25 protein-coding genes are annotated in these 22,615 nt (G+C 36.2%); 22 read left to right on the top strand and 3 right to left on the bottom strand.

From position 1 onward, the window contains the following. The first annotated feature begins 84 nt into the window (after positions 1 to 84). The 13 genes from RBU60_RS10370 (at position 85) to RBU60_RS10310 (ending at position 11,879) form a co-directional block, all read left to right on the top strand. On the top strand, positions 85 to 1,413 hold the full coding sequence (locus tag RBU60_RS10370) for an FMN-binding glutamate synthase family protein (protein WP_308864876.1): 1,329 nt from the start codon (positions 85 to 87) through the stop codon (positions 1,411 to 1,413). Positions 1,414 to 1,926: 513 nt separating this feature from the next. Then, positions 1,927 to 2,739, top strand: coding sequence for an META domain-containing protein (locus RBU60_RS10365; RefSeq protein ID WP_308864874.1), 813 nt, complete (start codon positions 1,927 to 1,929; stop codon positions 2,737 to 2,739). Positions 2,740 to 2,894: 155 nt separating this feature from the next. After that, entirely contained in the window at positions 2,895 to 3,119 is a 225-nt protein-coding gene (locus tag RBU60_RS10360) for a hypothetical protein (protein WP_308864872.1), read from the top strand. Further along, positions 3,104 to 3,238 (top strand): hypothetical protein, encoded by a 135-nt coding sequence (locus RBU60_RS10355; protein WP_308864871.1) that lies wholly within the window; start codon positions 3,104 to 3,106, stop codon positions 3,236 to 3,238. The genes RBU60_RS10360 and RBU60_RS10355 overlap by 16 nt, the downstream gene beginning before the upstream one ends. 193 nt (positions 3,239 to 3,431) lie before the next feature. After that, positions 3,432 to 3,890 (top strand): hypothetical protein, encoded by a 459-nt coding sequence (locus RBU60_RS10350; RefSeq protein WP_308864869.1) that lies wholly within the window; start codon positions 3,432 to 3,434, stop codon positions 3,888 to 3,890. 20 nt (positions 3,891 to 3,910) lie between these two features. Then, positions 3,911 to 4,441, top strand: a complete 531-nt coding sequence (locus RBU60_RS10345) for a DsrE family protein (RefSeq protein WP_308864867.1) — start codon at positions 3,911 to 3,913, stop codon at positions 4,439 to 4,441. 51 nt (positions 4,442 to 4,492) lie between these two features. Beyond that, a complete protein-coding gene (locus RBU60_RS10340; protein ID WP_308864866.1) occupies positions 4,493 to 4,978 on the top strand; it encodes a GbsR/MarR family transcriptional regulator in 486 nt (161 codons plus the stop codon). Positions 4,979 to 5,183: 205 nt separating this feature from the next. Continuing rightward, complete coding sequence (locus RBU60_RS10335) at positions 5,184 to 5,822, top strand: HdeD family acid-resistance protein (RefSeq protein ID WP_308864864.1); 639 nt, start codon at positions 5,184 to 5,186, stop codon at positions 5,820 to 5,822. Positions 5,823 to 6,026: 204 nt separating this feature from the next. Further along, positions 6,027 to 6,818, top strand: coding sequence for an SDR family oxidoreductase (locus RBU60_RS10330; RefSeq protein WP_308864881.1), 792 nt, complete (start codon positions 6,027 to 6,029; stop codon positions 6,816 to 6,818). Positions 6,819 to 7,148: 330 nt separating this feature from the next. Next, positions 7,149 to 7,610 carry a hypothetical protein gene (locus RBU60_RS10325; RefSeq protein ID WP_308864863.1) on the top strand — a complete coding sequence of 154 codons (462 nt, stop codon included), beginning with the start codon at positions 7,149 to 7,151 and terminating at the stop codon, positions 7,608 to 7,610. A gap of 3 nt (positions 7,611 to 7,613) precedes the next feature. Then, the gene (locus tag RBU60_RS10320) at positions 7,614 to 9,338 is read left to right on the top strand and encodes an amidohydrolase (RefSeq protein ID WP_308864862.1); all 1,725 of its coding nucleotides are present in this window, start codon (positions 7,614 to 7,616) and stop codon (positions 9,336 to 9,338) included. A gap of 4 nt (positions 9,339 to 9,342) precedes the next feature. Further along, positions 9,343 to 10,971: an FAD-dependent oxidoreductase gene (locus RBU60_RS10315; RefSeq protein ID WP_308864860.1), complete on the top strand. Its 1,629-nt coding sequence runs from the start codon at positions 9,343 to 9,345 to the stop codon at positions 10,969 to 10,971. 131 nt (positions 10,972 to 11,102) lie between these two features. Continuing rightward, positions 11,103 to 11,879, top strand: a complete 777-nt coding sequence (locus tag RBU60_RS10310) for a glucose 1-dehydrogenase (RefSeq protein ID WP_308864859.1) — start codon at positions 11,103 to 11,105, stop codon at positions 11,877 to 11,879. A gap of 83 nt (positions 11,880 to 11,962) precedes the next feature. Here RBU60_RS10310 and RBU60_RS10305 read toward each other — a convergent pair whose 3' ends face one another. Then, complete coding sequence (locus RBU60_RS10305; protein WP_308864857.1) at positions 11,963 to 13,513, bottom strand: M20/M25/M40 family metallo-hydrolase; 1,551 nt, start codon at positions 13,511 to 13,513, stop codon at positions 11,963 to 11,965. 625 nt (positions 13,514 to 14,138) lie between these two features. Here RBU60_RS10305 and RBU60_RS10300 point away from each other — a divergent pair. The 9 genes from RBU60_RS10300 to RBU60_RS10260 all read left to right on the top strand — a co-directional run bounded on the left by RBU60_RS10300 (position 14,139) and on the right by RBU60_RS10260 (position 21,771). After that, a complete protein-coding gene (locus RBU60_RS10300; protein WP_308864878.1) occupies positions 14,139 to 14,513 on the top strand; it encodes an NAD(P)-binding protein in 375 nt (124 codons plus the stop codon). 162 nt (positions 14,514 to 14,675) lie between these two features. After that, positions 14,676 to 15,278, top strand: a complete 603-nt coding sequence (locus tag RBU60_RS10295; RefSeq protein ID WP_308864856.1) for a hypothetical protein — start codon at positions 14,676 to 14,678, stop codon at positions 15,276 to 15,278. A 137-nt stretch (positions 15,279 to 15,415) separates the two neighbouring features. After that, positions 15,416 to 15,658 (top strand): hypothetical protein, encoded by a 243-nt coding sequence (locus tag RBU60_RS10290; RefSeq protein ID WP_308864855.1) that lies wholly within the window; start codon positions 15,416 to 15,418, stop codon positions 15,656 to 15,658. Continuing rightward, positions 15,649 to 15,846 carry a hypothetical protein gene (locus tag RBU60_RS10285; RefSeq protein ID WP_308864853.1) on the top strand — a complete coding sequence of 66 codons (198 nt, stop codon included), beginning with the start codon at positions 15,649 to 15,651 and terminating at the stop codon, positions 15,844 to 15,846. The genes RBU60_RS10290 and RBU60_RS10285 overlap by 10 nt, the downstream gene beginning before the upstream one ends. 751 nt (positions 15,847 to 16,597) lie before the next feature. Then, positions 16,598 to 17,692, top strand: a complete 1,095-nt coding sequence (locus RBU60_RS10280; protein WP_308864852.1) for a mechanosensitive ion channel family protein — start codon at positions 16,598 to 16,600, stop codon at positions 17,690 to 17,692. A 1,129-nt stretch (positions 17,693 to 18,821) separates the two neighbouring features. Further along, a complete protein-coding gene (locus tag RBU60_RS10275; RefSeq protein ID WP_308864851.1) occupies positions 18,822 to 19,028 on the top strand; it encodes a hypervirulence associated TUDOR domain-containing protein in 207 nt (68 codons plus the stop codon). Positions 19,029 to 19,118: 90 nt separating this feature from the next. Next, positions 19,119 to 19,700 (top strand): HupE/UreJ family protein, encoded by a 582-nt coding sequence (locus RBU60_RS10270; protein WP_308864849.1) that lies wholly within the window; start codon positions 19,119 to 19,121, stop codon positions 19,698 to 19,700. 46 nt (positions 19,701 to 19,746) lie between these two features. Next, positions 19,747 to 20,178: a deoxycytidylate deaminase gene (locus RBU60_RS10265; RefSeq protein ID WP_308864847.1), complete on the top strand. Its 432-nt coding sequence runs from the start codon at positions 19,747 to 19,749 to the stop codon at positions 20,176 to 20,178. 3 nt (positions 20,179 to 20,181) lie between these two features. Continuing rightward, positions 20,182 to 21,771, top strand: a complete 1,590-nt coding sequence (locus tag RBU60_RS10260) for a S41 family peptidase (RefSeq protein WP_308864846.1) — start codon at positions 20,182 to 20,184, stop codon at positions 21,769 to 21,771. Here RBU60_RS10260 and RBU60_RS10255 read toward each other — a convergent pair whose 3' ends face one another. Both RBU60_RS10255 and RBU60_RS10250 read right to left on the bottom strand, forming a co-directional pair. Then, on the bottom strand, positions 21,772 to 21,972 hold the full coding sequence (locus tag RBU60_RS10255; RefSeq protein WP_308864845.1) for a hypothetical protein: 201 nt from the start codon (positions 21,970 to 21,972) through the stop codon (positions 21,772 to 21,774). It lies immediately after the preceding gene. A 2-nt stretch (positions 21,973 to 21,974) separates the two neighbouring features. Continuing rightward, positions 21,975 to 22,550: a MarC family protein gene (locus tag RBU60_RS10250; protein WP_308864843.1), complete on the bottom strand. Its 576-nt coding sequence runs from the start codon at positions 22,548 to 22,550 to the stop codon at positions 21,975 to 21,977. Positions 22,551 to 22,615 lie beyond the last annotated feature (65 nt).

The following is a 22,615-nucleotide window of genomic DNA, read 5'->3' as shown; positions in this document are numbered from 1 at the left end:
ATGTTTTTTTGCCATAATTTAAATCTATAAATATTTATGGACTCTAAAAAATCGTCACATCAAAGGTAGACACTCCACTATCTCATGGAAATGGTCGCGCCCGAATTACACCAATATTTGGTAGAATCTGATACCGATGGAACTCCGGTAGACCGAAATCATAGAACTTATATTTATCAACGCGCAAAACTTCAAAACCAGACGCATCCCTTTGGCACCGAACTAGACGTTGAAAGCGAATATTACAAATGGATGCAACACAGTATTTATCCTACAAAAGAATTAGAAGAAGCTCCTAGGGTTTTAGTTGGTGGCAAGGATTGTACACAAAAATACTCTGCCAGTCTCTTTAATATTTCTGCCATGAGTTATGGCGCATTAAGCAAAAATGCAGTGATGGCCTTAAATCTAGGCGCAAAAGCAGGAAATTTCTTTCACGATACGGGCGAAGGTGGTATTTCTGAATACCATTTAAAAGGAGGAGATTTAGTCTATGAAGTAGGAACCGGTTATTTTGGTTGCCGCACCGAAGACGGTAATTTTTCTGCGGAAAAATTTAAAGAAAAAGCCGCTTATCCGGAAGTGAAAATGATAGAAATAAAAATATCTCAAGGTGCCAAACCCGGTCATGGCGGAGTCTTACCTGCCGCTAAAAACAATGAAGAAATTGCCAGAATACGAGGTGTAAAACCACATACCGTGATCCTATCTCCTCCCGGACATAGCGCTTTTAGTAATGCTGAAGGATTACTGAAATTTGTACAGCAAATGCGGAAACTATCAGATGGCAAACCCATTGGATTTAAACTTTGTATTGGGAGTAAAAAAGAGTTTATAGACATTTGTGAGATGATGGTCAAAACCGGTATTAAGCCAGATTTTATCACGGTAGATGGCTCTGAAGGTGGTACAGGGGCAGCTCCTATAGATTTTTCTAATTATGTGGGAATGCCCTGGGAGCAAGCACTTATTTTTGTAGTAGATACCTTAAACGGCTACGGACTTAAAGAAGAAATCAGAGTTTTTACAGCCACCAAAATTTTTACCGCATTCGATATCTTTAAAGCCTTATGTATAGGGGCAGACGTCTGCAATTCTGCTCGTGGGATGATGTTTGCTCTAGGTTGCATTCAGGCTTTAAAGTGTGATACCAACAAATGTCCTACAGGAGTCACCACGAATAATTCAAGTTTAATGCGTGGCTTAGTGGTATCCGATAAGTGGGAACGTGTAAAAAACTATCAGCAGCAAACCTTAAAAGAATTTTTAGAGCTTTTTGCCGCCGCTGGTTGCAATCACTTGGAAGAACTCAACAGAAGCCTGATCTACAAAAAAATTGAAGGAGAAGTTAAAAGCTATGAAAGTCATTACCCAAGCGTAGCAAGAGATAGTTATCCCAATTTAATTTCGTAATGTCGTACAAAAAATAAAGTTGCTTTTTCGTTCTATGACGCTGCGATTGGTTTGCATAGCCACTCGTGCTGAGTAAAGTCGAAGTATAGCTATGGAAGTTATGAGCAACCCGCTTGACCGGTACGGGCGAGGGAAATAGTCCCGAAGCCTCGGGAGGAAAATGACCGAGTTTAAATGCGGCATTATATGGTTAATTTGGTATTACCTATAAAATAGTTTATCATTCTTCTATTCTCGTTATGACAAGAATCTTTCGGGTAACTTCCAGTTAGACATCTCAATTTCATTACCTATACGTTTGCTTCAAAAGTGAAATAATTCTAAAAATTTACGATATTCAACTAGAGAATATTTTATGGCATCCTTTGTGTATAAAGCTTTTTGTGTTATTAAAACTTTCACTTTAATTTAGCTTTTTTATATGATGCCATCCAGCCTATAAGCGATAATTTGCATCCAAAGTTTTAAAGCATCTTTACTAACTATTAAATACTAACATTTAAAATCTAAGTTATGAAATTAAAAATTTTCACATTGGCACTTGCCGCTATGTCACTTTATAGCTGTGGGCCTAGTCAAGACAAAGAATCAAACGATAAAACAACCGAAATGAATGATAGCGCTATTACCGAAACTCAGTGGGTTTTGGAACAGTTAGAAGGAGAAAAGATTGAGGCTTCTCAAAATGGAAAGCTGATTAGCTTTACCTTAAATACAGAAGAGAATAGAGTAACAGGATATGCAGGATGTAATAGTTTCTTTGGAAGTTATGAGCTTAAAGCAGGAAATCGCCTTAGCTTTTCTACCTTAGGACTAACTAGAATGGCTTGTCCAGAAGGTGCTTTCAATGAATCTGAATTGATGAAAGTATTAGATATGACCGATAATTACCGAATTAATGGTGATCAATTGGAACTTAACGTAGGGAAAAGAGCGCCATTGGCTATTTTTAAGAAAGTAGATAAAAACGCTGAACCTATTGTTGAAAAATATTGGAAACTGAAAACCTTAGAGGGACAGCCCGTAAAAATGAGCAAAAACCAAGAAAAGGAGATCTATTTTACCTTAAAGATGAATGAAAACAGAGTCGTTGGTTTTGCAGGTTGTAACGGTATGTCTGGTACTTATAAGCTAGAAGAAGGAAACAGAATTAGTTTCTCACAAATGGCCACTACGATGATGGCTTGTCCAGACGTAGATGTGAATGAAGCTGACTTTTTAAAGGTTTTTGAATTGACAGATAATTACACTATTAATGGTGATACTCTATCATTAAACGTTGGAAGAAGAGCGCCTTTAGCTGTTTTTGAAGCGGTTTATCTATAATAAATAGAATTTAGAATAGAGGTTAATCTTAATCTCAACTCAAGCGTAATCTAGAATTCAAACCTAAAATAAATTCTAGATTACGCTTTGCTTTATAGTATCAATTTGGTTTACAAACTATTAATGAATGCTAATTTGGTTAATTCGGCCTTTATATGAGCAAAAAAAAATCAGTATTATTAACGGGAGCTTCAGGAACTGTAGGAATAGAATGTCTTAAGCAGTTGGTAAAAATTCCAGCATTGGAAGTGACGGTTTTCAATAAAAAAACCAAAGCTTCCGTCAAAAAATTAAGTCCGTTTCAAGATAAAGCAAAATTGGTTTACGGAGACATTACCAACCTAAAGCAGCTTCCAATAAAGATGTGGTTATACATTTAGCAGCTATTATTCCGCTGCTAGCAGATGATTCCCCAAAGTTAGCTCAAAAAGTAAATACCGAAGGAACTCGTAATTTGGTTCAGCTTCTAGAGCAACAATCTCCGCATTGTTTTTTATAGTTCCTCTATTTCGGTATATGTAGATCGCCTCAAAGATCCCTACATTAAAGTTGGTGATCCTCTCACGCCAAGCCCTGGGAACGAATATGCACTTACAAAAATTGCTTCAGAAGAAATTTTACATCACAGCAGCTTAGACTGGACTATTTTTAGATTAGCAGCGATTATAGACGGTCATAAAATGTCTAAATTGATGTTTCATCAGCTTTTAGATACTTCGCTGGAGATTGCAACACCTTCAGATACGGCGCGTGCTTTCGTAAACGCCATTCCGAAGCAAAAAAAACTCTCTAAAAAGATTTTTAACCTAGGTGGTGGAGAATCGTGCAGAACCTCTTATAAAGATTTTTTAACCCGATCTTTTAAAATATACGGCTTAGGTGAATTTACATTTCCGGATAAGGCTTTCGCCGAAAAAAACTTTCACTGCGGATATTATGCAGACGGAGATAATTTGGAAGAAATTCTTCACTTTAGACAAGACTCTTTAACCGATTATTTTGAAAACGGAAAAGAAAATTTTTCTTCGTTTAAAAAGTTTGGGGCATCTTTGCTTCAAAGAGCCATTAAGTGGTGCCTTTTACAACAATCTGAACCGCTTGAAGCCTTAAAGAATAACCATAAAAAATTAAAACAGCAGTTTTTTAAGTAGCTGTTATAAAAAACCACAAGATGAAATTATACCTCAGCATAGTATTTATAGCAATAATTCAATTCCATATGAATGCTCAAAACTGGAAAACACCAACCATTGAAGGTTATGGTAGAATTGTAGATTACGAAAATGTCGCCATTCAACCAAATCCTGCTACTACCTATAAAATGTTTTTTCACATCACTACGAGTAAGGAACGAGAAGGAGTAAATATTTCTCTCTGGAAAATGGCGAGAACCGTCAACCTCCTAGAGAATAGCGGAGTCCCAAAAAAGAATATTCAGCTTGCTGCGGTAATTAGCGGTCCCGCTACTCCTATCGTACTTTCGGCAGATGCGTATTTAGAAAGAATGGAAAAACCCAATCCTAATATAGATTTGATTGATAAACTCGTAGATTATGGCGTTACTATCCACCTTTGCGGACAAGCAGCTGCAAAAAAGAAAATAAATCCAAAAACAGATTTGAATCCGCAGGTAAAACTCACTTTATCGGCATTGATAGATATCCCTACCTATCAAATACAAGGATATACGATTATTCGTTGATTTCTTCTTACCTTGGTTCAATCTTATAAAGTAAATTTATTTTAAAGTCTTATGCCAAATCCTAAAGAAAGAAACCAACTTTTAGAAGATATAGGCCTTTTAATAGAAGAGCGTCTTGGCATATCTCCCTTGGCGGCAAGAATTTATTCTTTATTAACTATATCCTCTTACGACGGTCTGTCTTTTGAAGAGATTCGAAAAATCATAAAAGCAAGTAAGAGCTCCACATCTGTCAACGTTAATGTACTGCTCCAATTAGGATATATCTCTTATCATACTAAGCCTGGTGACAGAAAACGTTATTTCAAAGTTGCGAAGTATTATCAATTGGAATCCTTAGAACTATATCACCAATCTTTAAAAAGAGAAATTGAGATGGTCGATAAAATAAATGCTTACAATAAAAAATACCACCCTATAAAATTCACTCCAGAAAAGTCTGTAGGAAATATCGCTCAAATCTATTTGAAAAAGACACAAGATTTAGTAAAAACTACTATGGAAAGCCTTAAAAAGCATCGCAATACAGAAAAATAACCCGATCTTTAGTATCTAATACGCTGTTATTTAAATGAATCCTTATAATTTAGTTAAATATGGTTCGTGCTGTTACGAACTAAACGTATATTTGTATTAGCGCAAGCTTAAATACTTTTCAGATAGGTTATTCCGAAGTAAAATGATTCTGTCATAAAGAAGGCTATTAAAGCGTTTAATATAAAATCAACCTAACTATCTTATCATGCAAACTTTATTTTTAAAATCAATTAAAGACGCCATTAAGCATTGGTACATTCCGCTATTGGTGGAAATCTTTTTTGTCATCGTCAGTATAGTGGTGTTTACCTCGCCTTTAAGTTCATTGATTACTTTGGCAATTTTATTCGCCGTTTCCTTTCTCATTGGTGGAGCTTCAGAAATTGTGTTCTCCATGGCTAACCGACACCGAATGGTCAATTGGGGTTGGTCTTTAGCGTTTGGAATCATCACTTTCCTTATTGGAATTTCACTTCTTTCCAATCCAGGATTATTCCTTACTGCACTCTCTTTTTACATCGGCTTCACCATCTTATTTCGATCTATTTCTTCCATTAGCTTTGCTTTAGATGTAAAACGCTACGGAAGTAAAAGTTGGGGCGGATTATTAATTTTCGGAATCTTAGGCGCCATTTTTTCTTTTATTCTACTTTGGAATCCGGCATTTGCAGGTTTAAGCGTTGTTTGGTTAGTCGCCCTTAGTTTTCTATTTGGCGGTTTATTTAGTATCTTCTTTGCTTTACAGCTTCGGAAATTACACAAACGAGGTAAGAAAATAAGTCCTGAATTACGTGAACGCTACCAAAAATTAGAACAGGATATCAAAAATGAATGGGACGATTAAAAGCCAGACATAGATGGGCTTCGGGAAATTAAACCCTCAATGGGGATTAAAAAATATTGGCTCTCTTTCCTCGGGAAAGGGCTGGGGATAGGATGAGTTTTCAATCTTAAATCCCATCCCCCTCCTAAATCCTCTCCGCCGCGGCGGAAGGACTTGAAAACAACGCTATATTAAACTACAGCTTAACTATTTAAACTTTAAACCATAAAAAACATTCAAGAATTATTCGATTTTAAAGGAAAAGTAATCATCATCTCTGGTGCCGCAGGTGCCATTGGAAGTGAAGCTTCTCGCTTCCTAAGTTCGTTAGGCGCTAACATTGTTATGGCCGATTTAGCCGAAGAAAAAGTAAAAAAAATCGCTGCTGATATTGAAAAGGAAACCGGCAACGCAACTTTAGTGATGAAAGTTGACTTTACGGAAGAAAAAGAAATTGAAAATTTAGTAAAAAATACCGTAGATAAATTCGGGAAAATTTCTGCCGTAATTAACAACGTAGGTTGGGGAGCGAACACGCCACTTTTTGGATCAGATACCGAAAAAATGGTAAATGGCTATAAACTGAATACTTTAAGTGCTTATAACTTAACGAAATTCTGTATGCCTTATTTGAAGAAAGAAAAAAATGCTTCCGTTGTATTTTCTGGTTCTGCCGTTGGGAATACGCCATCGCCAGAATTTATTGAATACAGTACGGCAAAAGCTGGACTTTTAAATATGTCCCGAAGTATGGTGGTTGCCTCAGGACCAGAAGTTCGTTTTAATTCTTTAATCATTGGTACAATAGATAATGGCGCATCTTCTAAAGAAGCTGGTTATACCCAAGAGATGATTGATAATGTAGTAAAAGGAATTGTATTAAAAAGACGTGGACTGCCACAAGATATTGCTAATGCAATGGCTTTCTTACTAAGTGAAGCCGCATCTTGGATTACAGGTACGGAGCTTACTGTAAATGGCGGTGGTGTTTATAAAAGTAAAATGCCAACTTCATAAAGATTAACGATTTAAGATTGTTGATTATGGATTTCAGAAGTAATTTTTGGAGTCCATAATTATTCAAAAGTTTGTAATTTAAAATCTTTAACTATCAAGATTTCATTTAAAAAAATAGAAACTAAATAAAACAGATATGAAAACTTTAAAAACAAGAAATTTTTTGAATAGGATAACTGAATTTTTTTCTCCTAAAGGTCTAAGAAATGAGTCCGTGGGAAATAAAATTCTAATTCCTGTAAAGGTAAATCGTCGTCCATTTCGGTTTTAAGGAATTTAAACACAAAGCTAAAAAGCGAATAAAAATCAACACCAACTAAACCAAAAATTATGGATGCAGCAACAAATTCAAAATTAGTTAAAGGAGCGGTGCTCACAGGGTTTATTAATGCCGCGATTAATGGCGGAATTCAATATTTTTTCTTAAAAGGCCACGACTCTATTCCTATTTCAGTAGATTCAATTACAAATACGACCGAAACCGTTTTGGGTACTTCGGTGGTGCTCGCGATTACCTTGGCTATGATTCTAACGCTCGTGGCTTATTTTGGCATAAAAGGAGAGAAAGCCCCGTTTTATCCTACTGCTTTTTGGCTTACCATTAAGCACGGTTTTTTCACCTTTGGGGTACTGACTTCCTTAGCGGTTTTATGGCAAAAATATATGGGAACGGTTGAGGTTCCTTTGGTTTCAGCATTAATTATTATTGGGGTAATTGCAGGAATTGTTTCTGGGATAGTGAATTATCTTACCTTAAAAGAATGTACTTGGATTGAAAAACATAAAAATTAAACTATGAAAAAGATTTTAATCGCTATCCTTCTGCTTGCGATCAGCATCAGTTGTAAACAAAAAGAAGATAAAAAGCCAGTTTCAGAAACCGATGAATCTTCTGCTCAATTATACCACAACGGGGATATCCTTACGATGGCTGCAGAAAAGCCTACTTATGCGGAAGCCATCGTAGAAGAAGATGGAAAGATTGCCTTTGTGGGAAGTCAAAAAGAGGCCGAAGAAAAGTATACAAACGCTAAGAAAATTGATTTAAAAGGGAAAACTATGCTCCCCGGATTTATAGATCCACACAGCCATTTTGGGATGGTAAGCAACACCATGGGGCAAGTCGATTTGAATTCGCCGCCTGTAGGGGAAGTCAAAACTATTGCAAATGTGTTGCAGAAAATGGAAGCCTATAAAACCGATAATAACCTCCCTGATGGGGAATGGATTTTTGGCTGGGGCTATGATGAGAGTCAGTTAAAAGAAAAACGCCACCTTCATAAAAAAGAAATCGATTCTGTTTTGCCCAATAATCCGGTTTATTTGGTACATACCAGCGGCCATATGGGCGTTGCCAATTCCAAGGCATTGGAAAAAATGAATATTTCCGCAGCAACAAAAAACCCTGAAGGCGGAAGTATTGCGAGGCTTCCAAATTCTAAAGAACCTGCCGGTTTGGTGCAAGAAACAGCTATGTATCCATTTATGGGAACGATGATGCAAATTTTACAAAAAAAACAAGCCGATTTCTTTGAAAGCACGCAAGATAAATATGCAAGTAATGGAATCACTACCGCACAAGATGGGATGAGCGACCGCAATGCCATTCAATTTTTTCAGTCACAGGCCGATGCTGGAAAATTTAAAATAGACCTGATGGCTTTAGCTGGATATACCGACCTAGAAACCAATTTAGAGGATTCGCTTCTCCATTGGAAAACCTACAAAAATGGATTTAAAGTTCAAGGCACAAAAATTATTGCCGATGGCTCCCCACAAGGGAAAACCGCTTTTTTTACCAAGCCTTTTTTAACTCCGGTTGACGGGTGTGAAAGTGATTGTAAAGGACTTCCTAGCTTATCTCAGGAAACGCTGAATGATTTATTCATATTGGCTTATAAGAATGAGAATCAACTTTTTATTCACAGTAACGGCGACGCTTCTATAGATATGGTGATTGCCGCTCACGAAAATGCCTGTAAAAAACTCGATCAAGCCTTGGACAAAGATCGAAGGACCATTGTGATTCATTCGCAATTTGTGCGCCCCGAACAATTGGAAACCTATAAAAAATACAAGCTGGAGCCTTCATTCTTCACCAACCACGTCTATTTCTGGGGAGATGTACACATAGAAAACCTAGGTAAAGAAAGAGCTTACTTTTTAAGTCCGATTGCTTCCGCGGAAAAATTAGGTTTAAAATACACCAATCATTCTGATGCTACCGTAACGCCCATAGATCCAATTTTTACGATTTGGACGGCAGTAAGCCGTGTCTCAAGATCTGGAGAAGTGATAGGCCCCGATGAAAAAGCAACACCTTACCAAGCCTTAAAAGCCATTACCAGCCACGCAGCGTATGAGTTTTTTGAGGAAGACCGTAAAGGAAGTTTAATCCAAGGGAAATTAGCCGATTTCGTGGTGTTGGATAAAAATCCACTTAAAGTAGAACCGATGGAGATAAGAGATATTCACGTATTGGAAACCATTAAAGAAGGGATAACCGTTTTTAAAAAGTAACCCCATGAGAACAACAAAAGAAATAGCCATAGTCGGAGGAGGAATCTCTGGTCTTGTTTCGGCTTTTGAACTTAGTGAAGACCCTAGTCTGGATATTACCATTATTGAAGGAAGTGATTCCTGTGGCGGTAAAATGAAAGGATATTACAATGAAAAGACAAATAGGTTTGAGGAGCACTCCATTAGAGCCTTAGGTTCTACTTATTTTGCTTTTTTTGATGTTTTGAACCGTGCCGATTTATTACACACTCTTACCGCTGTAGATGATTATAAATTTTATGAAAGTAAAACAGGTAGAAAGGTAGCCGTTGACCGAACCGATTCCTTAAAACTTGAAACCTTTAAGGAGCTTGTTTCCACATTTGACCTTTCGGTAACAGATATGTTAAGTTTGGCAAGAAAGATTGCAGCTCACGTAAATGCTTCATATAAAGAACGTGAGGAACAAGCACATTTAAAAGCTGGAAATGTTATTGGAATCGATAAATTTAATGAACATACCAAACAGTTTATCATCAACTGGTTTGGGATTTTAACTGGGGCCAGAATGGAGAGCAAGGCCGTTGACATTATGGACAGTTTTGTCTTGATGTTTTTACCTATGAAAGAGAGCCCGCACCTTCCGCCTGGCAAACATTCTAAATCGTATTGCTTTAATCGTCCAACTTCTGAAGTCGTGGCGATGTTAGTTGAAAAGCTGGTTTCCCGAGGTGTAAAGTTTCAGTATAATAAACGCTTAAAGAATATACATCACGATGCCATTTCAGGGAAAACGAGGCTCGAAACTTCAGGTGAGAAAATACCGAACAATACTTTTGATGCTTGTATCATGGCCGTGCCACACGAAGTAATGTGGAAATTAGGGGTGTTACAAGGAGTAAAAAAACCGTTTAACGATGAGTGGTCGTTTGGGACGCAGTTTGCTATGAAACAAATCCCAAAAGCCTTTAAGGACTTTGCTGGAAAATCGTACAACCTAAGCTTTGATGCGCCATGGAATATTGTATTTCAAATTCAACATCAAGGTGCATTTTGGAAAGATGTCAATTTTCCAGAGGAAAAACCTTATAACTTATCTGCAACCTGCAGTTCCCCATTTAATGAAGGAGCACTTTACGGAAAGCGATTTATGGAGTGTACACCTGCGGAAGTAAAACAGGAGATTCTATTTCAATTAGGAATAACTTCTGAAGAAGAAAGAGTGGCATTAATGGAACACGCAGTAATTGACCCTGTTTATTTAAAATACACAAAAGATTGGGAGAAATACTCAACACTCGAGACGGCAGAGTTTGGTATTATTCAAGACGATGGGTATCGCTGGGTCAATCTTTCACAAATATATGTGCGATCTGCAGAAGATCTGGAAATCCACTCGGCAACCCAAAGAAAAGGTATTTTCCTTGCTGGCGAAGTGGTAAGCGTGCCAGGACGATGGAAAATCCCTACGATGGAGCAGGCTTCAATGTCTGGTAAACAAGCTGCGCAAGAAATTTTCACGTTTTTAGAAACTGACATAAAAGTAAATATGGAGTTTGCGACCTTGTTAAGCACAAAAGGGTTTAAACTAATGGAAGGTATTCTTGCGGGACTTACAAGCCTTTTAAAACTGATTCCTCATTCAAAAAAATAAGGATGAAGCAATAAGCATTAAGAAACAAGAAAATTTATAAAAAATAACAGTAGTGTCCGGTTAAAGAGCTAAGAATAAATCTTAAACAACGGACAAACAATATTCAAAATTAATTTTTAAAAAAGAAAACTATGGATACCTCAAAATTATTTGATTTAAAAGGAAAAACCGCCATCATTACCGGTGGTGCAAACGGAATAGGAAAAGCGAGCTGTGAAATGCTGGCCGCTTTTGGTGCCAATGTGGTCGTATCTGACTATAATTTGGATGATGCTAAAAAGACAGCCAAGGAAATTATCGACAAGGGCGGAAAAGCCATTGCCATAGACTGTGATGTGACCAAAGACAAAGCTTTGGTGAATTTGGTCAATAAAACCATGAAAGAATATGGAGGAATCCACATTTTAGTAAATAACGTTGGTGGCGGTGGCGCCGGAAAAGAAAGTCCGTATGACATCGAAGTAGAGCAGTTTAAAAAAGTGTTCGAAATGAACGTGTTTAGTATGTGGCGTCTTTGCCAATTGGTAGCACCACATATGAAAAAAGCCGGTTATGGGAGCATTATCAATATGTCTTCTATGGCTTCCGTAAATAAGAGTCCGGCGATTAGTGCGTATGCTTCTTCAAAAGCAGCAATAAACCATATGACACGTAATCTAGCTTTTGATTATGGCCCAGATGAAATTCGTATCAACGCTATTGGACCTGGAGCTGTAAAAACTCACGCTTTGAGTACGGTATTGACTCCAGAAATAGAAAAGAAAATGTTGGCACATACACCAATCAAACGTTTAGGAGAACCAGAAGATATTGCCGGTGCTGTATTGTACTTTGCTGCTCCCATTTCAAAATGGACGAGCGGACAAGTGATCTTCGTAAACGGTGGTGGAGTTCAAACCTTGGACTAATATCTTCACTCAAAACTGCTTAAAAAGAAGCCGTCTTAAAAAGTAAATTTTAAGACGGCTTTTATTACTTCATAAAGATAAGCTTAATCCAATCCTCCTTTTCTTGTAGCATCTCTTGCTTCTGGCCATTCCATTTGCTTACCAGCTCTAGAGTTCATAGGAAGAACCGATTTTTCGTTAGATGTTTTTTCAGGATCTTCACTAGCCATATAGGTCATAATCGCTGTTAAAATCACATTATTACGCACATCATCAAATACAATTTTATCGTAGGTATCTAAATTGGTATGCCACGTATAATTCCCGTACGACCAACTTAAAGAGCTTAAGCTAAAGGCCGGTGCTCCTGCTGCAACAAAAGAAGCATAATCTGATCCTCCTCCTGATGGCAGACCTGGGAAAGAAGTCTCTATTTCTCCTTTAATCTCCTGCGGAACTGGCGCTAACCATCTATTAATGTAATCATAAGCGTGTAAAAAACCTTGTCCGTTAATACTCTTTACACGACCGGTACCATTATCTTGGTTAAAAGACGCTTGCACATTGGCCACAATTTCTGGATGATCTTTTACAAAAGCTCTTGACCCGTTAAGACCTTGCTCCTCACTTCCCCAATGTCCCGCAATAATCGTACGCTTCGGGTTTGGATATAATTTTTTAAGGATTCGCATCGCTTCCATCATTACCATAGTTCCTGTTCCGTTATCGGTAGCACCTGTACCACCATCCCAAGAATCAAAATGTGCAGAAAGAATTACATACTCTTCGGGCTTTTCGCTTCCTTCAATTCTAGCAATCGTATTAAAGGTTGGTGTTTCTCCCAAATCTTTAGATTGAGCTACCACTTTAAGTTTTGGTGTATTTCCACTTTCCGCTAGACGGTAAAGCAATCCATAATCTTCTAAAGAAACATCAATACTAGGAACGTCTTTCGTGTAAGCGCCAAATATTTTATTAGCACCAAATCCTTTAGACCAATACGAAGTAATAATTCCTTCAGCTCCCGCTTCTTCCAATACTTTAGAGAGTTCTTTAGAAGTATAACCTGTATTTTTAACGCGGTTTCTCCAAAGAGAATCCGTTTCTTTCATAGCTCCCTTCATCTTATCCCAAGACTTATCGGTTGCCCATTTTTCCCAATTATGGGCAGGTCGTCCCGTTGGCTGAAGCGCAGACATCAATACAAATTTTCCTTTCACGCCAGAAAGCATTTTCTTAAACTCCCCAGCACTTGAAGCTTCCGGTAAAATCACAACTTCTGCCGTCACTCCTTTTTTCTTTGTGGAAGGACTCCAAGCTAATTGTTGACCTTGCAAAGAGCTTACTCTAGGTTCAATCATATCAATATGAGTGATCCCGCGTTCCCAAGCACGCCAAGTTCCATATTCCTGATTTTCGGCAGAGATTCCCCAGCCAGCGTATTTTTTTACCGCCCAATCGTGGGCTTGTTTCATTTGCGGAGTTCCCACCAATCTAGGACCTACTACATCCATTAATTCGTGAGCAATTTCTTCTAGTTTAGAGTTGTCATTGGCCTCCTCTACGATGTTATCAACCATTTGCTCTTGTGCTTGTAGCTGCAAACCTCCAACGACAAGAAACAAACTAAACAATGTTCTTAAATTCTTCTTCATAAAACTTTTTTAATGTTGAAAATATAAGTTTAAAGATATTGAACTTATCTATACTTTCAGTTCTTGGCTTTAAAAAATTGATCCTCTCTTCGGAAATGATTTTAGTAAATGAGTATCAAATAATACTAATCATCAACTTATTCCCTTATAAATAAGAGTTTTAATTTTTTTTATGCCACAATAAGTCTAAAAATCAACTTTTCCGCGTTTCATGTTAAAGTAAGGTTTTTAGCTTCCTGTAGATACCAGAAGAAATAAAATCTCTCATCTAAAGATTTTTTTGTCCAAAAAGCAGATTTCACCACTTGTGAAAAACCCTTATTTACAGGGTATTTCCGCTGAATATTAAGAGGTTTATTCTCTTTACGGATTTGATTATACTAGCTTTTCATTTTTAGGGCATGATTTAATATTCAGCTTAATTTTACATTTTCTTTAGCGTAGTCCTATTTCTTATTTTTTATATTTGAAGTGAGTCGTGTCCGACTATGCTTTTAAACCGCTTCGCTATAAGACATAATTTTTAATCTTTAAAACATAGATTGTTAAATCTATTAAAATTATACATTCATGGTTAATTTTAAAATAAGATTCGACACAATAGCCAAGTTGGTGCAATCAAAAAATAGCCGTTGTAGGCGGGGGTATCTCTGGTCTCGTTATTGCTTTTGAATTGAGTGAAGAGCAAAATATAGACATTATCGTGATTGAAAGTAGTAATCATTGTGGAGGGAAGATGAAAGGATATTTCAACAAAAAAATCAAACGTTTTGAAGAACATTCTATAAGAGCATTGGGTTCAACTTATTTTGATGTTTTATATCGAGCAGGGCTTTTGTACACCTTATCTGCTGTGGGTGATTATATTTTTTATGGAAGTAAATCTGAAAGTAAAGTAGCAGTTAATCGTACGGGATCTTTAAAATTAGAAACTTTTAAAGATTTGGTTGATATCTTTAATCTTTCGATGAAAGATATGCTAAGCTTGGCAAAAAAATAATTCATCATACTAATTCTTCAGATGAAGAACGAGCACAGCAAGCTCATCAAAAAGCTGGAGATGCAATAGGAATCGATGATTTTAAAGAGCATACCCAACAGTTTATTAAATTGGTTCGGCATTTTAACAGGTACACGTATAGAAAGCAAAGTGGTAAATATTATGGATAGTTTTGTATTGATGTTTCTGCCTATGAAAGAGAGTCCACATTTACCACCGGGAAAATATTCTAAATCTTATTGCTTCAACCGTCCTACGTCTGAAATGGTTATCATGTTAGTTGAAAAACTAGAATCTCGAGGTGTAAAATTTCAGTATAACACCCAATTAGAAAATCTTCATCAGAAGACAAATTCAGCAAAAACAATTCTGGAAACTTCAGGCGAAGCATTAGCACAAATATATGTACGCTCTGCTGAAGATGAAGAAATACATTCACCAATTAAAATGAAAGACGTATATCTGGCTGGGGAAGTGGTAAGGGCCTCTGGTCTTTGGAAAATGCCAACTATGAAACAAGCAGCACAAAACGTGTTTGAGTATTTGAATGTTGAAAGGAAAATAAATATGACCTATGCTACATTAGCAAGTAAAAAAGGTTTTAAACTAATGAAAGGGATTCTTGCAGAACTTGTGGGAATTTCAAAATTGTTACCGCATAATAATAAAGAAAATGAAAAAAGAAATTGTATTAGCAGAGCATCCCTCGGGCAGACCTACCAAAAGTACCTTTGGTTTAAACGACATAGACATGCCAAAAACTAAAGATGAAGAAGTGTTGCTAAAAGTTTATATGTCTCGGTAGATCCTGGCATGCGTGGGTTTATGGATAAAGGAGATGATGACTTCCTTAAAAGAACGATTTTCCTTGACAAAAATATTTTTGTCAGAAACCTCATGCTTTGGAGAAAGTAAATCCGGATTTGGCACCTATTTCTAGCGCAGTAAGTATTTTAGGCATACCCGGTTTGGCTGCGTATTTTGGAATGCTAAGAATTGGAAAACCACAAAAAGAAGAAACCATAGTGATTTCTGGAGCGACTGGTGCTGTAGGAAGTATCGCGGGACAAGGATGCAACGTAATAGGAATTCCGGATCCGACAAGAAAATTGACTACCTCAAAAACGATTTGGGTTTGGATGTAGACATCAATTATAAGAAGACCATAGACATGCAAAAAGCCATTCAGAAAGCTTCTCCCAATCGTGTGGATGTATTTTTTGATAATGTAGGCAGAAAACTCTCCGATGCCGTTCTTGCACATGTCAATAGACATTCTCGCATGGTGATTTTTGGCCAAATCGTCGAATATAACCAATCAAATCCGCCATAAGGAACAAGACCTCAACACGATTTGATTAAAAAAAGCGCTAAGGTTGAAGGCTTTGTGGTCTTTGATTATCAAGAAGAATTTGAAGCTGCCAAAAAGCAACTAGGAGAATGATTAAATAACGGACAACTAAAATACAAAGAGAATTTAGTGGAAGGCTTTGAAAATATTTCTTCCGCTTTTATCGGCTTGTTTGAAGGAGAAAATATTGGTAAGCAAATGATGAAAATAACTGACGCCGAATCAATATCCGAAGAACAAATACGCGAGGTATGAATCGGAAAAAATCCTTAAAGATTCGAGGCAGGTTTTAGGGAACCTATACGAATGTTATAGGCAGGTTAAACTCTCAATGAGAGATTAAATGCATACTTGCTAGAAACAAGAAAGTCGTCAGATTATTAAACCTGATGGCTTTTCTAGTTATTAGAGTGTTTTTATTTCTTAATTACTTTTTTTAACCAATGCTACAAATATCATGAGTGACAATTTTAGAACTATCCTGATTACAGAGTATCTTTATTCGATTTACTAAACGTAGCTTATCTCTTGGTATTTCGGAGATATTTCTATTATTGTTTATTTTTTTGGTATGATTTAAAGTAAAATTGATGATTAAAGAAATGCGGCGGATGTGATTGAAGGATTCCTTATCTTGCATTTTTCTTGTTCTTCACAAGAACAAGGATAAAATAGAATCGCTACACGTTAATTTTAGTGTACTTTGAAACAAAAAAGTAAAGCTTATTAATTTATGATAGAATTTTTTCAAACCTATAAATTAGAACTATTTTATGCCTTAAGTATCATTGGTGGTGTCATTTTATTGCGTTTTCTTACCAATATCTTGCATCAATGGATGCTAAACAAGAAACTAAAAAAATATCCAGATGAAACCCCCAAAGCGGTCAATTGGGTGAAACGAATCTTAAATGCACTTTGGTTAGTTCTAGGCTTTATGGCATTGTGCTCTCTTTTTGTAGACGAAGAAAAGTACGGGAATCTTAGAGAAGATTTTAAACTTATTCTTTATTTGGGTGTCGTTGCCGTCATCACCATCGTTGGAGCCGCATCAACAAATATGTGGTTTAAATCGAGTATAAAGAGGAAAGTAGCTCATGCAGAAGACCCTACAAGTTATAAGTTTTTGAGCTATGTCGCGGTGATAGGAATCTATTTTACTGGAATTCTTTTTGGTCTGCTCGCTTTTCCTTCCTTAAAAGGCGTAGCGCAAACTGCTCTTGGTGGCGCCGGAGTTATTGCGCTTATTGCAGGGGTTGCTTCACAAGAGGCGCTCGCGAACTTGGTGGGCGGAATATTTATTATTTCTTTTAAACCTTTTCGAGTTGGTGATATTATTAAAGTAACCGATACTATGGTTGGTACCGTGACCGATATTACCTTAAGGCATACCATTATACGTAGTTTTGAGAATAAAATGATTGTGATTCCTAATTCTATTATCAATAAAGAGAAGCTGGTGAATTATGATTTGGGAGAACTAAAAATTTGTGAACGTATTGAGTTTCACATTACCTACGAGAGCAATTTAGATTTGGCTAAACAAATTATGCAAGAGGAATGTGAAAAGCATCCCTTGATTTTGGATAATCGCTCTAGTGTAGACAAATCTAATGGAAAACCTATGGTTCGCACAGGACTTATTTCTATTAATGAATCTAGCTTAACGGTTAGGGCTTGGACTTGGGCAAAGAATTTTGATGATGCCTTTAATATGCGCTGTGATTTGTTAGAATCTGTAAAGAAACACTTTGATAAGGAAGGAGTAGAATTAGCTTACCCTCATCGCACGCTAATTTTTAAAAACAAAGAAGAAGTAAAGAGTTGAAGATTCAATGTTCATTCAGTAATGAGTAGTTAGTAGTGACAGCGAGAAAAAAAATAAACTCGAAGCTGAAGCTGAAAACTAAAAATGTAGTGTTGAGTTTTCAGTAATGGTTTTTCGATATTTAAAATTCAAAAATCTGCAATCCAAAAAATTCCTGCTTTGTCGGAAAGACAATTAATAACAGAATTTTCAGTTTGGACGAATGCAAAGAAGTCCCGCCAGCCACCTATTAAATAATGAAGAGCGGGCAGGGAAGAATCTCATCATCGCTTTTCAGAATATAAAAAAAGCTTTTACTCAAGGTGTTTTCAAATGCTTTTATCAGAAATAAGTTGAAAGGAGTTTTTCTTCATAGGATCAAAAATTTCTGTTAGCAGAGCGCTATACTTCTGAGCTTTCAGAAGCCCACCAGCGGTGTTTTAATTTTTTAGAAAAAACTTCAAGACTTTCCATAACAATACGATTATAGATATAGTCACTAAACCTCCTATATGGTTCAAGTAATAAAAATCTGAAAAAATAAGTTTTAAAGATTTTTTATTCTTGTTAAAAAGAAAAAACCTAACAATTCCTCCAACTAAAAAAACTCCAGTTGCTAAAATAACTCCTATTACTATAGTTTCAATCATATAATGGAATCTAACTATAAAATAAATTGCCAAACAGCAATTACTAAGCCTATAAAAATAAATGAAACTGCAGCGTTAAGAGATGAATCGTCTTAAAGTATTGATTTATAACTTCTATTTTTAAACAAAAAAATCCAACGTATAAACGCCCCTGGATATCTAAAAATTATTATAAATAATGTTTCAAAAATAACTTCCATATTTTCTATTTCTGAATTTGATTTCTTTATTTTTCTAAACGGTTGTTTATTATTTCTTTAAACTTCATTATCACATTAGTGGAACGTGATGAAATCGCGTACTAGCATTGTTTTATTCAAAATTTCCAATCTAGATCTATTGATCAAAGTAATAAAACTAATCGGCTTTAAAATACTTTTAATATCGATTTAATGTATTTCAAAAGAGTTAAATTGAAACTAAATTAAAAACCCACCTCAGCAATTCTTTTTATCTTTAATGGATCTAAAAATAGATGTCTCATTAAAAATCAATAAATTATGAAAAATTATAAAGTAGGTGATCACGTAAAGTGGAATTCAGAAGCGGGTCATGTTTCGGGTAAAATCACTAAAGTACATAAATCAGATTTTCAATACAAAGGTTATACACACCACGCGAGTGAGAACGATCCTCAATATGAAATAAAAAGCGACAAATCAGATCATATTGCAGCCCATAAAGGTTCAGCACTGTCTAAAGTTTAACCCTTTTGCAATCAGTCCACTTTTTTTTATCAAATTTTTAGGTAGTTTCTTTTTTCAACTGTATGTTTGAAATAGCATAATATTTCACTTATGAATGAATTTTGGATTTACTTTAAATTGGGACTTACCCATGTGTTAGACTATAATGCTTACGATCACGTATTGTTCTTAACTGTTTTGGTGGCAGCCTATACATTTCAGCAATGGAAGAATGTAGTGGGGCTAGTCACCATATTTACTCTTGGACATACCGTTTCCTTAGTATTGGCAGCTTACGATGTGGTTCATGCCAACAGTGAGATGGTAGAGTTTTTTATCCCCATTACCATCTTAATTACCGCACTTTACAACCTTTTTACTGCAGGTAAAAAGAATACAAGCCGATTAACTATATTGTACATCACCACTTTATTTTTTGGAGTGATTCACGGCCTAGGTTTTTCTTCCTTTTTCTTAAGTACAACGGGCAGTAAAGGCGTAGAAATACTGAGACTTTTAGAGTTTGCACTAGGAATTGAAGCTGCGCAGCTTATCGTTGTTTTAGTGGTTCTCATTTTAGCCTTTATCGTACAAACCATTTTTAAATTCTCTAAAAGAGATTGGATTTTGGTGGTTTCATCCATCGTCGTAGGTTTGGTTATTCCTATGCTTATGGCCAATTGGATTCTATAAATCTTCATTTCAGCAACAATATCCTCTCACTTTGTAAGTTTTAATTATGATAGACAAAAAACAACTTAAATTTGATAAAGCATATCTTCGCATTGCTAAAGAATGGGGTAAACTATCGCATTGCAATCGCCGTCAAGTAGGCGCGGTAATTGTTAAAGACCGTATGATAATTTCTGATGGTTACAATGGTACGCCAACCGGTTTTGAAAATCCTTGTGAAGACGAAGAAGGATATACCAAATGGTATGTGCTCCACGCAGAAGCCAATGCGATTTTAAAAGTTGCTGGCTCTACACAATCTTGTAAAGATGCTACTTTATATATTACTATGAGTCCTTGTAAGGAATGCAGCAAACTTATACATCAATCTGGTATTAAACGCGTGGTATATCAGCAAGATTACAAAGACAATGCAGGTCTGCTATTTTTAGAAAAAGCAGGCGTTATTATTGATCACATTACTCAATTAAATGAATAATTATTGAAAACATACGCACAAAAATATTTACCTCTTATCATTGGATCTGCTCTCGCTATTGGCGTCATACTGGGAGGTATGCTCAACTTTGGAGGAGGCACTAAAAATCCTCTTTCGTCTAACGCTAAAAAAGAAAAACTTAACCGGCTTATAGATTATATAGACTATGAGTATGTAGATAGCGTAAATACAGACAGTATTGTAGACGTTACCGTGAATTCCATTTTAACCAATTTAGATCCACATTCAACCTACATTCCCAAAAGAAATTACGAAGATGTGGCGCAGAATATGAAAGGCGACTTTGTAGGAATCGGGATTAATTTTTATAAAATTAATGACACCATTGCCGTAATTAGGCCGTTGAGTGGAAGTCCGAGTGAAAAAGCGGGCATTGAAGCAGGAGACCGAATTTTATACGCAAACAATATCCCTTTATTCAATCAAGAATTAGATAATGATTCGCTTACCCATTTTCTTAAAGGAAAAGTGAACAGCGAGGTGACCTTAAAAGTCTTCCGTAAAGGAGAAAAAGACTTGCTAGAGTTTCAGGTAAAAAGAGACCATATCCCCATTAAAAGTGTGGATGCTGCTTATATGTTAAGCACAAACTTAGGCTACATTAAAGTAAATCGTTTTGCCGAAACTACCTATGATGAATTTAACGCTTCCGCGGAAGCTTTACTAAAAGAAGGCGCAAAAAATTTGGTGTTAGACCTAAGAGACAACGGCGGAGGTTACATTGAGCAAGCCACCCAAATTGCCGATGAATTTTTAAAGAAAGACCAACTCATATTATTCACAAAAAACAAAAATAACTCGGTTAAAGAAACCTTTTCTACCAAGGGAGGAAAATTTGAAAACAGCAAAGTATATGTGTTGATTAATGAAAATACCGCTTCGGCGAGTGAAGTAATCGCCGGCGCCTTGCAAGACAATGATGTGGGAACCATTATAGGAAGACGCTCATTTGGAAAAGGCTTGGTGCAACGCGAGATGGATCTTGGCGATGGTAGCGCCGTGCGATTAACCGTGGCTAGGTATTATACGCCTACCGGAAGATCTATACAACGTCCTTACACCAACGGAAATCAGGATTACTTTAAAGATTACGAAAAGCGCTATAGAAATGGAGAATTGGAAAGCAGGGACAGCATTCACGTCAACGATTCCCTGAAATTTAAAACGCCTAAAGGGAAAATTGTTTATGGCGGCGGCGGAATTATTCCCGATATCTTTGTGCCTAAAGACACCGATTTCAATTTTGAAAGTCTCAAGTATATGCTAAGAAGCGGGGTAATGGATCGTTTTATCTTTTCGGAATTAGAAAAAGACCGACTTTATTACAAATCTTTGAGTTTGAAAGAGTTTTCAGAAAATTTTGAAATAACCGACGTAATGCTTGAAGATTATATTGAATATCTAAGAAGCTTTAATTTTGATTACAAAACCAACAAATATAAACCCTTGCTTAAACGCTATCTTAAAGCAACGATTGCCCAGCAACTGTTTGGCTCTAATGCGATGGAAAGAATTATAAATCAAGAAGATCTTATGGTTAAAAAGGTACTTGAACAAATTAACCCAAACTAATTATTCGCTTTCGTATTTTTCTTTGATCGCTCTAGACATCAACAAAATAAGCATTAAGACGATCACACATAAACAGGCTAATATTCCGGCTAAAGCTATACTGCTGTCTTTGGCAAATAAATCGTCTAGATTTAGTAAAGTGGCGTTATAGCCTAATAAAACGAATGCTGATATCATCAAAAAGTAAATAAAATATTTCATCTCTAAGAAAATAAATTTTGAATATTGGTCGCAAATAGTTTCACTGCGATTGCTAACAAAATTACACCAAAAATTTTACGTACAACGTTAATTCCTTGTGAACCTAGTACCTTTTCAATTTTTGCGGAAGATTTTAATACCAAATACACAAAAATCATATTGATTCCAATTGCGCAAATAATATTGATGGTCTCATATTCGGATCGTAAAGAAAGTAAAGTCGTCATAGTTCCCGCTCCTGCAATGAGAGGAAAGGCCAAAGGTACAATAGAAGCTGTCTCTGGCGCATCATCTTTATACAATTGAATTCCCAAAATCATTTCGAGTGCTAAAAAGAAAAGAATAAAAGCACCTGCTACAGCAAAAGAGTTGACATCTATCCCAATTAATCCTAAAATTTCTTCTCCTACAAAAAGAAATAAGATCATTAAAATAGCAGCTACAATCGATGCTTTTTCACTTTGAATATGACCTACTTTTTTTCGCAAGTCAACTATAATGGGAATACTCCCAATAATATCGATCACCGCAAATAAAATTAAACTTGCCGTAATTATTTGTTTAAAATCAAAATTCATAGTAAAAATTTTCAATATTTTAAAAGTGCGCAAAATTATTTCAAAAAGCTTAGTCTACAAGCTTT

Source organism: Mesonia profundi, from assembly GCF_031085155.1.
In the GTDB taxonomy this organism is placed as follows: Bacteria; Bacteroidota; Bacteroidia; order Flavobacteriales; family Flavobacteriaceae; genus Mesonia; species Mesonia profundi.
The sequence above is the reverse complement of the archived record's forward strand: the minus strand, read 5'-3'. Positions and strand labels throughout refer to the sequence as shown.

Coding starts and splice junctions, on each gene's coding strand:
- RBU60_RS10370 (WP_308864876.1), top strand. CDS start 85: ATGGAAATGGTCGCGCCCGAATTACACCAATATTTGGTAGAATCTGAT.
- RBU60_RS10365 (WP_308864874.1), top strand. CDS start 1,927: ATGAAATTAAAAATTTTCACATTGGCACTTGCCGCTATGTCACTTTAT.
- RBU60_RS10360 (WP_308864872.1), top strand. CDS start 2,895: ATGAGCAAAAAAAAATCAGTATTATTAACGGGAGCTTCAGGAACTGTA.
- RBU60_RS10350 (WP_308864869.1), top strand. CDS start 3,432: ATGTTTCATCAGCTTTTAGATACTTCGCTGGAGATTGCAACACCTTCA.
- RBU60_RS10345 (WP_308864867.1), top strand. CDS start 3,911: ATGAAATTATACCTCAGCATAGTATTTATAGCAATAATTCAATTCCAT.
- RBU60_RS10340 (WP_308864866.1), top strand. CDS start 4,493: ATGCCAAATCCTAAAGAAAGAAACCAACTTTTAGAAGATATAGGCCTT.
- RBU60_RS10335 (WP_308864864.1), top strand. CDS start 5,184: ATGCAAACTTTATTTTTAAAATCAATTAAAGACGCCATTAAGCATTGG.
- RBU60_RS10325 (WP_308864863.1), top strand. CDS start 7,149: ATGGATGCAGCAACAAATTCAAAATTAGTTAAAGGAGCGGTGCTCACA.
- RBU60_RS10320 (WP_308864862.1), top strand. CDS start 7,614: ATGAAAAAGATTTTAATCGCTATCCTTCTGCTTGCGATCAGCATCAGT.
- RBU60_RS10315 (WP_308864860.1), top strand. CDS start 9,343: ATGAGAACAACAAAAGAAATAGCCATAGTCGGAGGAGGAATCTCTGGT.
- RBU60_RS10310 (WP_308864859.1), top strand. CDS start 11,103: ATGGATACCTCAAAATTATTTGATTTAAAAGGAAAAACCGCCATCATT.
- RBU60_RS10305 (WP_308864857.1), bottom strand. CDS start 13,513: ATGAAGAAGAATTTAAGAACATTGTTTAGTTTGTTTCTTGTCGTTGGA.
- RBU60_RS10295 (WP_308864856.1), top strand. CDS start 14,676: ATGGATAGTTTTGTATTGATGTTTCTGCCTATGAAAGAGAGTCCACAT.
- RBU60_RS10280 (WP_308864852.1), top strand. CDS start 16,598: ATGATAGAATTTTTTCAAACCTATAAATTAGAACTATTTTATGCCTTA.
- RBU60_RS10275 (WP_308864851.1), top strand. CDS start 18,822: ATGAAAAATTATAAAGTAGGTGATCACGTAAAGTGGAATTCAGAAGCG.
- RBU60_RS10270 (WP_308864849.1), top strand. CDS start 19,119: ATGAATGAATTTTGGATTTACTTTAAATTGGGACTTACCCATGTGTTA.
- RBU60_RS10265 (WP_308864847.1), top strand. CDS start 19,747: ATGATAGACAAAAAACAACTTAAATTTGATAAAGCATATCTTCGCATT.
- RBU60_RS10255 (WP_308864845.1), bottom strand. CDS start 21,972: ATGAAATATTTTATTTACTTTTTGATGATATCAGCATTCGTTTTATTA.
- RBU60_RS10250 (WP_308864843.1), bottom strand. CDS start 22,550: ATGAATTTTGATTTTAAACAAATAATTACGGCAAGTTTAATTTTATTT.